The 15,150-nt window shown below is 64.9% G+C and carries 12 protein-coding genes; 9 read left to right on the top strand and 3 right to left on the bottom strand.

The features are described from left to right. Positions 1-43: 43 nt before the first annotated feature. The 4 genes from mfd to FAZ21_RS08235 are packed head-to-tail and all read left to right on the top strand — an operon-like array spanning position 44 to position 4,702. On the top strand, positions 44-3,436 hold the full coding sequence (mfd, locus tag FAZ21_RS08225; protein WP_136772807.1) for a transcription-repair coupling factor: 3,393 nt from the start codon (positions 44-46) through the stop codon (positions 3,434-3,436). Next, positions 3,433-3,597, top strand: a complete 165-nt coding sequence (locus tag FAZ21_RS20255; protein ID WP_169307307.1) for a hypothetical protein — start codon at positions 3,433-3,435, stop codon at positions 3,595-3,597. Before mfd ends, FAZ21_RS20255 begins: the two co-directional genes overlap by 4 nt. Positions 3,598-3,636: 39 nt before the next feature. Continuing rightward, positions 3,637-4,338: a UPF0149 family protein gene (locus FAZ21_RS20805; protein ID WP_136772809.1), complete on the top strand. Its 702-nt coding sequence runs from the start codon at positions 3,637-3,639 to the stop codon at positions 4,336-4,338. 52 nt (positions 4,339-4,390) lie between these two features. Then, the gene (locus tag FAZ21_RS08235; protein WP_136772811.1) at positions 4,391-4,702 is read left to right on the top strand and encodes a GIY-YIG nuclease family protein; all 312 of its coding nucleotides are present in this window, start codon (positions 4,391-4,393) and stop codon (positions 4,700-4,702) included. Here FAZ21_RS08235 and FAZ21_RS08240 read toward each other — a convergent pair. Both FAZ21_RS08240 and FAZ21_RS08245 read right to left on the bottom strand, forming a co-directional pair. Further along, positions 4,699-5,799, bottom strand: a complete 1,101-nt coding sequence (locus FAZ21_RS08240; protein WP_136772813.1) for a mechanosensitive ion channel family protein — start codon at positions 5,797-5,799, stop codon at positions 4,699-4,701. The genes FAZ21_RS08235 and FAZ21_RS08240 overlap by 4 nt on opposite strands. A gap of 251 nt (positions 5,800-6,050) precedes the next feature. Beyond that, positions 6,051-6,656, bottom strand: a complete 606-nt coding sequence (locus FAZ21_RS08245) for an arylesterase (RefSeq protein WP_136772815.1) — start codon at positions 6,654-6,656, stop codon at positions 6,051-6,053. A gap of 152 nt (positions 6,657-6,808) precedes the next feature. Between FAZ21_RS08245 and FAZ21_RS08250 the strand changes: the two genes are divergently transcribed. Both FAZ21_RS08250 and FAZ21_RS08255 read left to right on the top strand, forming a co-directional pair. After that, positions 6,809-7,711: a mechanosensitive ion channel family protein gene (locus FAZ21_RS08250; protein WP_136772817.1), complete on the top strand. Its 903-nt coding sequence runs from the start codon at positions 6,809-6,811 to the stop codon at positions 7,709-7,711. Between the two features lie 124 nt (positions 7,712-7,835). Continuing rightward, positions 7,836-8,036: a Lar family restriction alleviation protein gene (locus tag FAZ21_RS08255; protein ID WP_136772819.1), complete on the top strand. Its 201-nt coding sequence runs from the start codon at positions 7,836-7,838 to the stop codon at positions 8,034-8,036. Positions 8,037-8,100: 64 nt separating this feature from the next. On the opposite strand, the gene tyrS is transcribed toward FAZ21_RS08255, so the two are convergent. After that, complete coding sequence (gene tyrS / locus FAZ21_RS08260) at positions 8,101-9,339, bottom strand: tyrosine--tRNA ligase (RefSeq protein WP_136772820.1); 1,239 nt, start codon at positions 9,337-9,339, stop codon at positions 8,101-8,103. Positions 9,340-9,454: 115 nt separating this feature from the next. On the opposite strand from tyrS, the gene FAZ21_RS08265 reads away from it, so the two are divergent. The 3 genes from FAZ21_RS08265 (at position 9,455) to FAZ21_RS08275 (ending at position 14,496) form a co-directional block, all read left to right on the top strand. Then, on the top strand, positions 9,455-10,762 hold the full coding sequence (locus tag FAZ21_RS08265) for a M23 family metallopeptidase (RefSeq protein ID WP_136772822.1): 1,308 nt from the start codon (positions 9,455-9,457) through the stop codon (positions 10,760-10,762). Between the two features lie 146 nt (positions 10,763-10,908). Beyond that, a complete protein-coding gene (locus FAZ21_RS08270) occupies positions 10,909-12,006 on the top strand; it encodes an anhydro-N-acetylmuramic acid kinase (RefSeq protein ID WP_136772824.1) in 1,098 nt (365 codons plus the stop codon). Positions 12,007-12,456: 450 nt separating this feature from the next. Then, positions 12,457-14,496 (top strand): methyl-accepting chemotaxis protein, encoded by a 2,040-nt coding sequence (locus FAZ21_RS08275; protein WP_136772826.1) that lies wholly within the window; start codon positions 12,457-12,459, stop codon positions 14,494-14,496. Positions 14,497-15,150: the final 654 nt, after the last annotated feature.

Here is a 15,150-nt window from a genome sequence, read left to right on the forward strand (position 1 = left end):
GGGATCGGTATAATGGCGTTTTTGCTGCCTCCGCCCGCTACCCGTGTCCGCCCTTCCCCGCCCCGGCGAGCGCCTGACGCTCCCCACACCCCATGGCTCCGCCGACAGCCTGTTGCTCGCGCGCTACGCGGCGCAATCCCGCCCGCTGGTGGTGCTGGCGGATAGCGCAGCCACCGCCACGCGCCTGAAGGACGAACTGGCGTTCTGGCTGCCGCAGAACCGCATCGTGCTGCTGCCCGACTGGGAAACGCTGCCCTACGACCACTTCAGCCCGCACCAGGACCTGATCTCCGAACGGCTGGCCACGCTGTGGCAGATCCGCCAGGACGAGGCCGACGTGGTGATCGTGCCGATGCAGACCGCGCTGGGCCGGCTGGCGCCGGTGGAGTTCCTCGCCGGCTACACCTTCATGCTCAAGAAGGGGCAGAAGTTCGACCCGGACAAACTGCGCGCCGACCTCACCTTCGCCGGCTACAGCCACGTCACGCAGGTCTATAGCCCCGGCGAGTACTCGATTCGCGGCGGCCTGATCGATCTGTACCCGATGGGCTCGCCCCTGCCGTACCGGCTCGACCTGTTCGACGACGAAATCGAAAGCATCCGCACCTTCGACGTGGACAGCCAGCGCAGCCTGTATCCGGTGCCGGAAATCCGCCTGTTGCCGGCGCGCGAGTTCCCGCTGGATGACCAGGGCCGCACCAAATTCCGCCAGCGCTTTCGCGAGGTGTTCGAGGGCGACCCGAGCAAAAGCCGGCTGTACAAGGACATCAGCAGCGGCCTGACCCCGGCCGGCATCGAGTACTACCTGCCGCTGTTCTTCGACACCACCGCCACCGTGTTCGACTATCTGCCGTCCAGCGCGCTGCTGGTGCTGCATGGCGATGTGCACGCCGCGGCGGATCGCTTCTGGGCCGACACGCAGGATCGCTACCGCAACCTGTCCGGCGAGAAGGATCGCCCCATCCTGGCGCCCCGGGTGCTGTACCTGCCGCCCGACGAGTTCTTCGCCCGCGTCAAGGACTACCCCCGCCTGGCCTTCACCGCCGAACGCGACGAACAGACGATGCCGCTGCCCGCGCTGGACGTGGATCGCCGCGCCGACAACCCTATCGTGCGGCTGACCGACTTCACCCGCAGCCACCCCGGTCGCATCCTGATCACGGCCGAGAGCCTGGGTCGGCGCGAGACGATGGCGCAGTTCTTTGCCGAGTACGGCCTGAAGCCGGCGCTGGCCGAGGACTGGCAGGCATTCCTGGCATCCGGCGAACGCGTGATGCTGGCGGCGGCGCCGCTCCATGCCGGCTTCGCACTGGCCGACCCGGCCATCGCCGTGGTCACCGAAGCCAACCTGTACGTCTCGGTGGCCCAGACACGCGGCAAGAAGCAACAGAAGCGCAGCAACACCGACGCCATGCTGCGCGATCTGTCCGAACTCAAGATCGGCGACGCCGTGGTGCACGAAGCACACGGCATCGGCCGCTACCAGGGCCTGGTCTCGATGGACCTGGGCGAAGGCGAAACCGAGTTACTGCTGCTGGAATACGCCGGCGGCGACAAGCTGTACGTGCCGGTGAGCCAGCTACACGTCATCAGCCGTTATTCCGGCGGCGCGGCCGACGCCGCCCCCATGCACAAGCTGGGTTCGGGCGCGTGGGACAAGGCCAAGCGCCGAGCCGCCGAACAGGTGCGCGACACCGCCGCCGAACTGCTCAACCTGTACGCGCGCCGCGCCGCGCGCGAGGGCCACGCCTTCGACTGGAGCCACCACGATTACGAAGCCTTCGCCGCCGGCTTCGGCTTCGACGAAACCGCCGACCAGGCCGCCGCGATCGAAGCGGTGCTGGTGGACATGCGCATCGGCCGACCGATGGATCGGCTGGTATGCGGCGACGTGGGCTTTGGCAAGACCGAGGTCGCGCTGCGCGCAGCCTTTGCCGCCGTGGCGGGCGGCAAGCAGGTGGCCGTGCTGGTGCCGACCACACTGCTCGCCGAGCAACATTTCCAGACTTTCTCCGACCGCTTTTCCGACTGGCCGATCAAGCTGGCCGAATTGAGCCGCTTCCGCTCCACCAAGGAAGTGGGCGTGGCGATCAAGGGGCTGGCCGAAGGCGCCATCGACATCGTGATCGGCACGCACAAGCTGGTGCAGCCCGACGTGCAGTTCAAGAACCTGGGCCTCGTCATCATCGACGAAGAACACCGCTTCGGCGTGCGGCAGAAAGAGCAGCTCAAGGCACTGCGCGCCAATGTGGACGTGCTGACGCTGACCGCCACGCCGATCCCGCGCACGCTGGCGATGAGCCTGGAAGGCATCCGCGATTTCTCGGTGATCGCCACCGCGCCGTCCAAGCGGCTGTCGGTGAAGACCTTCGTCGCCAAGTATTCCGACGGCGTGATCCGCGAAGCGGTGCTGCGCGAACTGAAGCGCGGCGGGCAGGTGTTCTTCCTGCATAACGAAGTGGATACCATCGAAAACATGCGCGAACGGCTGACGGCGCTGTTGCCCGAGGCGCGTATCGGCGTGGCGCATGGCCAGATGCGCGAACGCGAGCTGGAACACGTGATGCGCGACTTCCACGCGCAACGCTTCAACCTGCTGTTGTGCACCACCATCATCGAAACCGGCATCGACATCCCCAACGCCAACACCATCGTGATGAACCGCGCCGACAAGTTCGGTCTGGCGCAGTTGCACCAGATGCGCGGCCGTGTCGGCCGCAGCCACCACCAGGCGTATGCCTACCTGCTGGTACCGGACCTGGAAGGCCTGACCGCCGACGCCCGCAAGCGGCTGGAGGCGATCCAGGCGATGGAGGAACTGGGCAGCGGTTTCTATCTGGCCATGCACGACCTGGAAATCCGTGGCGCCGGCGAAGTGCTGGGCGAATCGCAGTCCGGCGAGATGCAGGAAATCGGCTTCTCGCTCTACAGCCAGATGCTGAACGAAGCAGTGAAGGCATTGAAGAAAGGCCAGGAGCCCGACCTCAGCCAGCCGCTGGGCGTCACCACCGAGATCAACCTGCACGCGCCCGCGCTGCTGCCCAACGAATACTGCCCCGATGTGCACGAACGGCTCAGCCTGTACAAGCGGCTGGCCAATTGCGAAACGCCGGACGATCTGGACACGCTGATGCAGGAGCTGATCGACCGCTTCGGCCTGCTGCCGGATGCCGGCCGCGTACTGCTGGAATGCCACCGCCTGCGCATGCAGGCCAAGCCGATGGGCATCCAGAAAATCGACGCCGCCGATGCCGCCATCGTCGTCACCTTCGCCCGCAACACCGTGGTGGAACCGTTCAAGATCATCCAGTTGGTGCAGAGCAAAAAGCACTACAAGATGGTGCCGCCGGATCGCCTGCGCATCGAAGGCAACTGGCCCGAAGCGATGCTGCGCGCGGTGCGGGTGAAGGAACTGCTGGCGGAGTTGAAGCAATGACGCCATCGACCCGCCTGACCGGCATTGCATCGGACACCGCGCCTCCATCACAGACCTGGCCGACCGAGCGACGCGCGGCCAGCCAGGACATCCCTCGCAACGCCGCGCAGCATGGCGTTCCCCATCACGGCTGGCGTGAAACATTGGATGACACGCCCTAGACCCCAGCCCGCGAATCCGATCAGACCCAAAGGACACCCATGTCACTCGCCCCCCTTACCGACGAAGAACTGCAAGACCTGGACGACTTCCTGATGTCGCCACGCACCCCCGACGAAACCATGGACGTGGAAATGCTCGACGGTTTTCTGGTCGCGCTGACCACCGGCCCCGTGGACGTGCCGGAGGAAGAATGGCTGCCGCAGGTATTCGCCGGCACGCCGCCCGAGTTTGCCGACCAGCAGGAAGCGGATGAAATCCTGGGCGCGCTGCGCCGCCATGCCGCCACCATCGCCGACGCATTCTCGGTGAAGCGGCGCAGCAACGTCGGCGACGATCCGCTGTACTACCCGCTGATCCTCTCCGACGAAGGCGTGGATGAAAAATGGCAGGAATCGCTGGGCGCCTACTGGGCGTCCGGCTTCCGCCTGGGCATGCTGGCGCACGAGGAACAATGGCAGGCGGCACTCGACAACGATGAGGCGTTCTACGACACCATCGCCGACATCCTCACGCTGGAAGCCGGCCATCACCCCGAGGACGAAGCGCAGGTGATGAACGTGGCGCAACGCGAAGAACGCATCGCGGAGCTGCCGTGGCTGGTCGAGGATGTGATGTTCTACTGGCTGGAAGCGCGCTACGGCAAAGTGGAAACCGTGACCCGCGACGGCGACAAGGTGGGCCGCAACGACCCCTGCCCCTGCGGCTCGGGCAAGAAATACAAGAAGTGCCACGGCGCCTGAGCCACGACAGGCCGGCGCCCGTGATCAAGCAGCGACGCATCGCGGGTGCCGGATGAGCTGGTTTCTCTACGTGATCGAATGCCGCGACGGCAGCCTCTACACCGGCATCGCCACCGACGTGGCACGGCGCTGGGCCGAGCATGTGGCGGGGCGCGGCGCGCGCTATACCCGCGCCCATCCCCCCTTGCGCCTGCTCGCCGTCGCGCCCTACCCCGACCGCTCGACGGCCTCCCGGGCCGAATACGCGCTCAAGCAACTGAAACCCACCGCCAAACGCCACTTCTGCCAGACCAACCCGGCGCCGCTGGATTTGCTGGCTGTCCTGGCGTGCGAAGCGGGATCGGTGGGAAACCCCGAGTCTTAGGATTGAGGTTTTTCGCTCCCCACCGCCTCATCCCGCAACAGCCGCGTGGTCGGCCGGGCCAGTTCCGCGCCGTGGCGGGCGATGATGGCCATCACCTCGAACAGCACTTTCTCCTTGACCGCATGGAACTCCACCCAGACGGTGGTGCGGGTGAAGGTGTAGATGAAGAAATCGAGCGACGACGGTCCGACGCCGTTGAAATTGACGATCAGCGTCTGTTCGTTGTCCAGTTCGGGATGCGACGCCAGCATGGTGCGCACGTCGGCGACGATGGCGGGCAGCTTGTCGCTGTCCTCGATGCGGATGCCCAGCGTTTCGAAGATGCGCCGATTGCGCATGCGCGAGGGGTTTTCCACCGAGATGGTGGCGAACGCCGAGTTGGGCACGTAAAGCGGGCGCTTGTCGAAGGTGCGGATGGTGGTCAGGCGCCAGCCGATATGCTCCACCGTGCCTTCGATGTTGCGGTCCGGCGAGCGGATCCATTCGCCCACCACGAACGGGCGGTCTAGGTAGATCATCAGCCCGCCGAAGAAGTTGGCCAGCAGATCCTTGGCGGCAAAGCCGACCGCGATCCCGCCCACGCCGCCGAATGCCAGCACGCCGGAAATCGAGAACCCCAGCGACTGCGCCGCCACCAGCGCGGCGGTGACGATCACCGAGATGCGCAACAACCGGCTGATCGCGGTGGCCGTGGTCACGTCCACCGGAGTATGGCCTTCGCGCGGCTGCACCAGCGCATGGGCCACGTTGTTGATGAAGCCCACCAGGAACCACACCACCAGCACGATGATCGCCAGCCGCCGCGCCGGATCGACGAAATCGAACAACTCCGAGCGCGCATCCGGCGCCACCAGTTCCGCCGCCACCGATAGCCCGATCACCCATACCAGCCAGGTCAGCGGCCGGCGCGCGGCATGGATCAGCGCGTCGTCCCAATAGGTGGCGGTGCGCGCAAGCTGCACGGCCAGGCGATTGAGCAGGTAACGCGCCAGCGCGCTGGCGAACACCGTGAGCAGCACCACGGTGAAGACCTGGTAGATCCAGGCATCGGTGCGATAGAGCGATTGGAACCAATCGGATATCTGGGCAATGGACATGGCCTCTCCTTGGGCACCGCGCAGTGAGGAAGCATCGGGATATTCGCGCCAGCGCCGGGAGCGGCAGGCATCGGGATGGCGACGGGAACGACGCGGTGGGGGTGCGGGGAACGACGCGGGCACGGCGGCCGCGCCCGGCCCCAGATGGTAAACCAGCGGCCGCGTCGGGAAAAACCGCAATCTTGCAGCCCGGTTCGATGCGCGTTAGGGCGAATCAACCTTCAAACGTGGGGTGCGAAGGACGATTCGCCCTAAAGCGCCCCGTGCCGTTCCAGGCTATCGCGGATCGCCTCGGCCAGGACACGGTAACCGTCGGCATTGGGATGCACCGTGTCGCTCTTGAGCGTGCGCTGCGACAGGATATCGCCCAGTGCTTCATCCTCCAGCGGCAGCTTGAACTCGTCGGCCAGTTCGGCATACAGCGGCGCGGTGGTCAGCCGCAACCCCGGTTGCGGCACGCCGACCAGCAGCACCGCAATCTTGCGCCGCCGCAGTTCCTCCAGCATCGCGCGCAGGTTGGCGGCGGTTTCGCCGGGCGGCAGCCGTTGCAGGAAATCGTTGCCGCCCAGACACAGGATCACCAGCGCGGGCCGGGTTTCGTCCAGCACCTCCGCCAGCCGCTCGCGCCCCTGCGCACTGGTCTCGCCCGGCGCGCCTTCGTTGATCACCGTGCGGCCGATCAGCCCGGCCAGAACCGCCGGATAAGCCTGCCGCTCATTGGCGCCGGTGCCGTAGGTGAGGCTGTCGCCAAACGCCAGCACGGTGGCGTCGGGCGCCAGGCGGGGCAAGGTCGGGCGCGAACAGGCGACGCACAGCAGGATCAACAGGCAAGGCAGCCAGGCGGGCAGACGGCGCATCGGGTTCCTCCGGTTCAGGGCGGGCGTAGGTGCAAGCCTATCGTATCGAGGGAGGGCTGTGAGGGCTGAGCGGGAGGGGGAACGCAAAGTCTGGGGCGGCTTTGGCGGGGGGGCCTGCTAAAATCGGCCCATTCCGTTGCTCACGAGTTCACATGCTGCCCGCCTGGCTTCCCAATTTCATCGACAAGATCTTCCTGCGCGATCTCGCCGCCTCGCTGGTATTCATCGTCATCCTGCTGGTGCTGCGTTCGCTGATCCGCCACGGCATCCTCAAGCGCGACGATTTCAGCCCGGATGTGAAGCGTCGCTGGTTGATCAACCTGCGCAACGTGGTGCTGGTGGTGTTCATGCTCGGCATGGCGCTGATCTGGGCCAACGAGATCGAAACGCTGGCGGTATCGCTGGTCGCCATCGCCGCCGCCATCGTGCTGGCCACCAAGGAAATGATCCTGTGCATGATGGGCGCGATCTATCGCACCAGCACGCATGCCTATTCGGTGGGCGACCGCATCGAGATCGCCGGCCTCAAGGGCCAGGTGATCGACATCAACCTGCTGTCGACAACGTTGCTGGAATCCAGCCAGGCCGTGGCGCGCAAGGGCACGGTGGGGCGCGGTATCACCTTTCCCAACAGCCTGGTGCTGTCGCAACCGGTATTCAACGAAACCATGCTGGGCAGCTATGTGCTGCACACGGTCCACGTGAACATCAACCGGGGCGAGGACTGGCAGGGCGGCGAGAGCGCGATGCTGGCCGAGGCGCGCGCGGTGGTGGAGGAGTACGCGGCAGATCTCGCCAAGCACGCGCGCGAACTGCAACGGGGCCAGGCGCTGGAAAGCGCGGCGCTGGAGCCGCGCCTGCGGCTGTCGCTGGACGACCGTGAATCGGTGGGCCTGCATCTGCAACTGCCGGTGCCGCTGGGCCAGCGCGCGCGTATCGAGCAACGCATCCTGCGCGCCTTTCTCGGCGCCGTACCATGCGGCCCGGCCCCCGCGCCGGACGAAGGCACCGAGCCGGCCCTGCCCGCCGCGCCCGATCCAGCACCCACGGCGTGAGCCACGTTGCCCCCGGCAGCCGGCACAGCCGCAGCCCTGCCACCCCGCTTCACGCGCGGCGGACTTCGCCCGACATGAGGCGCATTGGCTACAATGCGCCTCGCAGCCATTCCGGAACCCGACCATGACCCAGCCCACGGATCAACCCGCCCTCGCCGCCAAACCCTGCTCGAAATGCGGCTCGCCGGGCGAGGTGACCAAATCCGGCTCCAACCGCTACTGGGTGCAGTGCGCCAAATTCGGCCGCAACGGCAATTGCAGCGCCATCGGCCAACAGGCGTCCAGCCGCAAGGAAGCGATCCGCAACTGGAACGCCCAGCACTGACGGTCATTGGCGCCGCCCGAAAAAAAGCCGCCCCGGAGGGCGGCTTTTCGTTGCGGCCCGGCGATCAGGCCACGGTCACGCGGGCGAACTTGCGCTTGCCCACCTGCAACACCACGGTGTCGCCCCGGGCGATCAGCAGGCCCTTGTCGGCCACCTTTTCACCGTTGAGCTTGACCGCGCCGGCCTGGATATCGCGCATCGCCTGGCTGGTGGACGGCACCAGTTGCGCCTCCTTCAGCACGGCGGTGACCGGCAGGCCATCGCCTTCGGCGTTCAGCGTGAACTCGGGCATTTCGTCCGGGATCGCGCCTTTCTGGAAACGCGCCTCGAAATCGGCCAGCGCCGCCTCGGCCGCGGCCTGGCCATGGAAACGCGCCACCAACTCCTGCGCCAGCATCACCTTGACGTCGCGCGGATTGCGCCCACCTTCGATGTCCTGCCGGAACTGGCCGATCTCGCTCATCGGGCGGAACGACAGCAGCTCGTAATACCGCCACATCAGCGTGTCGGACACGCTCATCACCTTGCCGAAAATCTCGTTGGCCGGTTCGTCGATGCCGATGTAGTTGCCCAGCGACTTGGACATCTTGTTCACACCGTCCAGCCCTTCGAGCAGCGGCATCATCAGCACCACCTGCGGCGCCTGACCATGCTGCTGCTGCAACATGCGGCCCATCAGCAGGTTGAATTTCTGGTCGGTGCCACCCAGCTCCATGTCGCATTGCATCGCCACCGAGTCGTAGCCCTGAAGCAGCGGGTACATGAATTCGTGCACGGCGATCGGCTGGTTACCGGCAAAGCGCTTGGCGAAATCATCGCGCTCCAGCATGCGCGCCACGGTGATGCTGGCCGCCAGCTTCAGCATGCCCGCGGCACCCAGGTCGGACAGCCATGCGCTGTTGAACAGCACGTCGGTGCGCTCGCGGTCGAGAATCTTGAACACCTGGCGTTCGTAGGTCTCGGCGTTACGCTTGACGTCTTCCTCGGTCAGCGGCGGACGGGTGGTGTTCTTGCCGGTCGGGTCGCCGATTCGACCGGTGAAATCGCCGATGAGGAACTGAGCGGTGTGACCGAGGTCTTGCAGTTGCCGCATCTTGTTGATGAGCACGGTGTGGCCCAGATGCAGGTCCGGCGCGGTCGGATCGAAGCCGGCCTTGATCTTCAGCGGCACGCCCGTAACGCGGCTCTTCTCAAGCTTACGGATCAGTTCTTCTTCGGGAATCAGTTCTTCCACGCCACGCTTGATGACAGCAAGCGCGGCGACGGTTTCCGGGTGCAGTGGGGTTTGTTCTTGTTCGGCCATGGAGATCAGCGGCTGGTAAGCCTATGGAAATTAAGGAATTTATGATGAAGTCGATTTGGCAGGCACTACAACTTTTTGTTACGCTAGCCGCGCACCAGGAAGCCTGAACAACACGATGTACGAAAACCAAATTCTATCCGAAAAGCCCGCCCACTCCCAAGGCAGCGCCCGCGCTGGCTGGCTCGCGGCGGCAGTGGCCCTGCCGCTGATGGTGACTTTCGCCGCCTATGGCGTCGCCGAATTCGGCCCCCGGGAATCCATCCACGTCACGCCCGTCACCACCACGCTGGAAGCGCCGGAGCTGGTTGCGCGCATTGCCGACACGCCGTTCTGGCGCGAGGAAGTCATCCGTTCCGGCGATACGCTGGGCGCGCTGATTGCCCGCCTGGGCGTGGACGACGACGCGGCGAAGGATTTCATCCGCACCGATACCGCCGCCAAGCCGTTGTACGAGCTGCATCCAGGCCGGGTGATCCGCGCGCAGACCACCACCGACGGGCATCTGCTGCAACTGAGCTACGTGACCGCCGCCGGCAACCAGATCACGGTGCGCCCGGCGGGCAGCGGCTTTCGCGTGAACCAGGCGCCAGCCGAAATGGCGCGCGGCACCTCGTTCAAATCCGGTGTGATCCATAGCTCGCTGTTCGCCGCCACCGACCGCGCCGAACTGCCGGACGAAGTCACGCGGCAACTGATTTCCATCTTCGAAGGCGAGATCGACTTCCATCGTCGCCTGCGCAAGGGCGACCGTTTCGGCGTCGTCTACGAAACCTATACCCTCGATGGCCAGGAACAGAAAACCGGCCGTATCCTCGCCGCCGAATTCGTCAACGCCGGGCGCAAGCTGTCGGCGGTGTGGTACGAATCGCGCCCCGGCGACGGCGCCTATTACTCGCTCAAGGGCGAAAGCCTGAAGAAGAGCTTTTTGCAGACCCCGGTGGAGTTCTCCCGCGTGTCGTCGGGCTTTTCGATGCGCTTCCATCCCATCCTCAAGGAATGGCGCGCCCACAAGGGGATCGACTATGCCGCCCCCACCGGCACGCGCGTGCGCGCCGCATCGGACGGCACCGTCACCTTCGTCGGCCGCAAGGGCGCCTACGGCAACGCCATCGAGATCAAGCACCAGGGTGCCTACAGCACGCTCTACGGCCATCTGAACGGCTTCGCGTCGGGCCTGAGGGCCGGCCAGCGCGTCAGCCAGGGCGACATCATCGGCTTTGTCGGCAGCACCGGACGCGCCACCGGTCCGCACCTGCACTACGAATTCAAGATCGCCGGCAACCAGGTCGATCCGTCCAAACTGAACCTGCCCAAGTCGCGCACGCTGGACCCGCGCGAGTTCGCACGCTTCCGCCCGTATTCGGACCAGATGCAGGCGCAACTGAACCTGCTGGCCCGTGTGGAACTCGCCCGCGCCGACTGATCCAAGCGTTCTGGCCGGTTCGGCACACCGTCCACCCATGACACCCCGTCGTCCATCGACGGGGTGCGTGCTTCCAGCCTCCCCTGCTTCCCTGCCCTTCCTTACAACCGCTACACTGGCATGCCCTTCATTACCCCGTGCGCGCCATGAACCAGCCGTATTTCATCGGATTGATGACCGGAACCAGCCTGGATGGCGTGGACGCCGTCCTGGTGGATGTCTCCGGCCCGACCCCCATCCTCGTCGCCGCACAGGGACGGCCATTGCCCGGCGGCCTGCGAGACACGCTGCTGTCGCTCCAGGCCAGCGGGCCGGATGAAATCGACCGCGCCTGGCGCGCAGGCATCCAGCTCGCCGAATGCTATGCCGAGGCAGTGCTGGCCTTGCTGCTGCGTGCAGCCGTTCCCGCCGAGCAGGTGGCGGCCATCGGCAATCACGGGCAGACGGTGCGGCATCGCCCTGAACGCGGCTACACCGTGCAGCTCGGCGATCACGCGCGGCTGGCGGAGCTGACCGGCATCACCGTGGTGGGCGACTTCCGCTCGCGCGATGTCGCCGCTGGCGGCCAGGGCGCCCCGCTGGTGCCCGCCTTCCATCAGGCCGTGTTCGCCGATTCGCGCCGGCATCGCGTGATCGTCAATATCGGTGGCATCGCCAACCTGACCGATCTGCCGCCCGGCGGCGACGTGGTGGGCTTCGATACCGGCCCGGGCAACGTACTGCTCGACGCGTGGATCGCTCAGCACCAGGGCCAGCGCTACGACACCAGCGGCCAGTGGGCCGCCACCGGCAAGGTACTGCCCGACCTGCTCGATCTGTTGCTCGCCGAATCCTATTTCGCGATGCCCTCGCCCAAGAGCACCGGGCGCGACCTGTTCCATGCCGGCTGGCTGGCGCGGCGGCTGACCGGCCGCAGCGATGCGCCGCAGGACGTACAGGCCACGCTGGCGGCGCTCACGGTCCAGAGCATTGCCGATGCCATCCTGTTGCAGGCGCCCGGCGTGGACGAGGTCTATATCTGCGGTGGCGGCGCGCACAACACGCACCTGATGCATGCGCTGGGCCGCGCGCTGCCCGGCGTGGCGCTGGCCAGCACCGCCGAGCTGGGCATCGACCCGGACTGGGTAGAGGCCTACGCCTTCGCCTGGCTGGCGCAGCGCTGCCTGTCGCGCCAGCCCGGCAACCTGCCGCAGGTGACCGGCGCGCAAGGGCCGCGCATTCTCGGCGCGATCTGGCCCAACTGATCCTTCCAGATGCCCGTCGCGGGCGATCCCATTGCCGGCAGCCATCGCGCTGCCGGTTTCATTTTGCGTATAGGGCCGTCAGCGATAACCAGTGTAAATCACGCTTGTGGTACGACAGCTTGTAAGAAATTTCCTAACCCTTAGCATTGCCCTCCACTTTTTACCAAAGTACCCCGCATCGACGCGCCAATCGCCTCCGCACTGGGCCCAGCGATGCACCACCGCATTTTTCCGATAAAAAACCAACCTGAAAATATTATAATAAATAGATAGTTACATTAATGATTCGCTCGCCGGGCCAGCCAGACAGCTCGGCTTTTTCGCCTTCCTACCGCCCATCCTCTCCATGCCAGAAAGGCCTTTCATTTGCCATTTGTCGGGACACTTTTTCCATATTGCTGACTTATAAAGAGGTTCTGAATTTCACTCTTGGCAACAGGAGAGATTCCAATGGCATTTCAGCAACGTCCGATCGGGCAGCAGATACTCGTACTCGGGGTTATCGTCTGTGTTCTCGTCTTTGGCGTACTCATCGTCTTCACCAGCTATACGGTGCAAAGCACCGCGCTACGCCTGGCCACCAATGAGCTGGATAGCCAGATCAATCTGGTAAAAAACAGCCTGCAAGTGGCGTACAACGGAGCGCTCGCCCGCTCCCAGGGCACGGTCGACCTGTTTCCGCGCCATCTGCCCGGCACGCTGACGGTGACCGATGACGTGGTCCAGACCGGCGCCGCGATGGCGCCCGTGGTCAAGGCCGGCGATACGCCCATCAATGGCCGCGTCGATCTGCTGGAAGCCTACAAGCATCAGACCAACGCGGAGCCGGCCATCGTCGCGCGCGACGCGCAAGGCCGCTGGCTGCGCGTGAACACCTTGCTCAAGGGCAAGGATGGCAAGCCGCAACTGGGGTCCGAGGTCAAAGCGGATGAAGAGATCACCAAGACCATCGCCTCCGGCAAGCCCTATACCGGATTGGTGCTGCGCAATGGCGACTACTATCTGACCCGTGCCCAGCCGATCAAGAACAGCGCCGGCAAGGTGGCGGGCTGGTACCAGGTGCGGATCGGCCTGAGCGAGGAAATCAAGGGTCTGCGCGACATGCTCAAGACCGTGGTGGTGGGCAAGACCGGCTACCTGTACGTGCTGGCGCCCACGCACGACGACAAGATCGCCCAATTCATCGTCCACCCCCGGGAAGAAGGCAAGCTGGCCGGCGAGGTGCTCCAGGGCCAGGAACGCCAGGTGATCGAAACGCTGGTCAAGCAGCGTAACGGCACCATGGAATACGAATGGCCGGACAAGGACGGCAACATGCGGATGAAGACCGTGGCCTTCGCCGAAGTGCCGTCGTGGGGCTGGATCGTCGGCACCGGCAGCTATATCGACGAATTCACCGCCGAGGGGACCGCGCTACGCAACCGCCTGGTGATCCTGAGCGTGGTACTGGCCGTGGTGATGCTGGCCTTGTTGCACCTGGGCCTGCGCCGTCAGTTGCACCCGCTCAAGCATCTCACCGAGATGGTCGGTCGTTTCGGGGCCGGCGATCTGACCGTCCGCATGAACGGCACCACCGATCCGCACAGCCGCAACGAAATCGACCAGGTCGCGGTGAGCTTCAATACCGCGGTGGCCAAGCTGGAAGAAATGGTGGGCGAAACGCTGCAAACCGCATCCCGGCTGGAAAACACCGCCACCGAGTTGCAGAACTCCAGCGATCTGATGAGCGACGCCAGCTCGCGCCAGAGCAACGCGGCATCGTCGATGGCCGCCACCGTGCAGCAGATTTCCACGGGGATCTCGCATATCGCCGACAACGCGCAGGAAGCCACCAACGCCAGTCAGTCCACGCTGAGCGTGGTGGGCGACGGCCGCCGCAAGGTGGCGCAGATGCTGGACGAAATGCGCGGCATCGCCGAGGCCACGCAGCGCGCGGCACAACGCATCACCGAACTGGGCGAACGCTCGGGCGAGATTCGCCAGATCGTCGCAGTCATCAAGGAAATCGCCGAGCAGACCAACCTGCTGGCACTGAATGCGGCCATCGAAGCGGCACGCGCGGGCGAACAGGGCCGGGGCTTCGCGGTGGTGGCCGACGAAGTGCGCAAGCTGGCGGAACGCACCACGCATTCCACACAGGAGATCGGTGATCTCATCGGTGGCATCGTCAACGAAACGCAGCAGATGGCCGGCGAGATCGTCAACGTGTCCACCCGCATGGATGGGGGCGTCAAGGTCGCGTCCGACACCGACAGCATGCTCGACACTATCCACCACCACGCCGGCCAGGTGACGGTCGCCGTCACCGATATCGCCCACGCCACCCGCGAGCAGTCGCAAGCCGGGCAGCAGTTGGCGCAAGGCGTGGAAAGCGTGGCGCAGATGGCGGAAGAGAACAATCAGATCGCTGGTACCAACCGGCACGCCACGCACGATCTGCACCTGCAATCGGCCACCATGCGCACCAAGCTGGCGGTGTTCCGTATCTGATTGGCGCGATCGCCAACCTCAACGCGACAGCCGGCCCTGCAGGGCCGGCTGTTTCATCATGAAGGCCAACGGCCTGGCCCCTGCACTGGCAAATCCCATGGCCTGCCCGACAGGCACGCCATAAAACAAAAGAAAAGCACTGCCCTGCGGGTAATGCCGCATGCGAGCGGATTCGAGGCACCGCCCAAAAGTAGGGTCATACCAGCCTGGCGAAGCCTCAACTTTCACCATGCAGCGATAAGCCTCTGGTGCCACACCCGTTTTTCCTCCATTCCCCACGCGACCCGTGCCACGGTCCAGGCCCTTCCTGCCAGGGCCGTCCGGTAGCCCCCAACTTTCCACGGCAATTCAACCAGCATGCACATCCGGTCAGCCAGAACCGGAAAAATGTGTGTCCTCAGGCACACTCCTTCAACGGCAAAAGGATAGCCCTCCTCATATTTTTGCCGAAATACCCTTTTTGCATTCCATTCCTTACAAATTCACAACACCCGAATTGTCAGGTTTTGCTCCATTTGCGGCCATGAATTGCGCGCTCCGGGGCCCTCTCGATAACCGACATATCCCATAGGCAAACCACAGGCTATCTGGCTCCACCGTCTGCCACGGCGCTAAATGAAAACATCGGCTGAACCGAGGAAGGGGGGATCAAAA

The sequence above is a fragment of the Chitiniphilus eburneus genome (assembly GCF_005048205.1).
In the GTDB taxonomy this organism is placed as follows: domain Bacteria; phylum Pseudomonadota; class Gammaproteobacteria; order Burkholderiales; family Chitinibacteraceae; genus Chitiniphilus; species Chitiniphilus eburneus.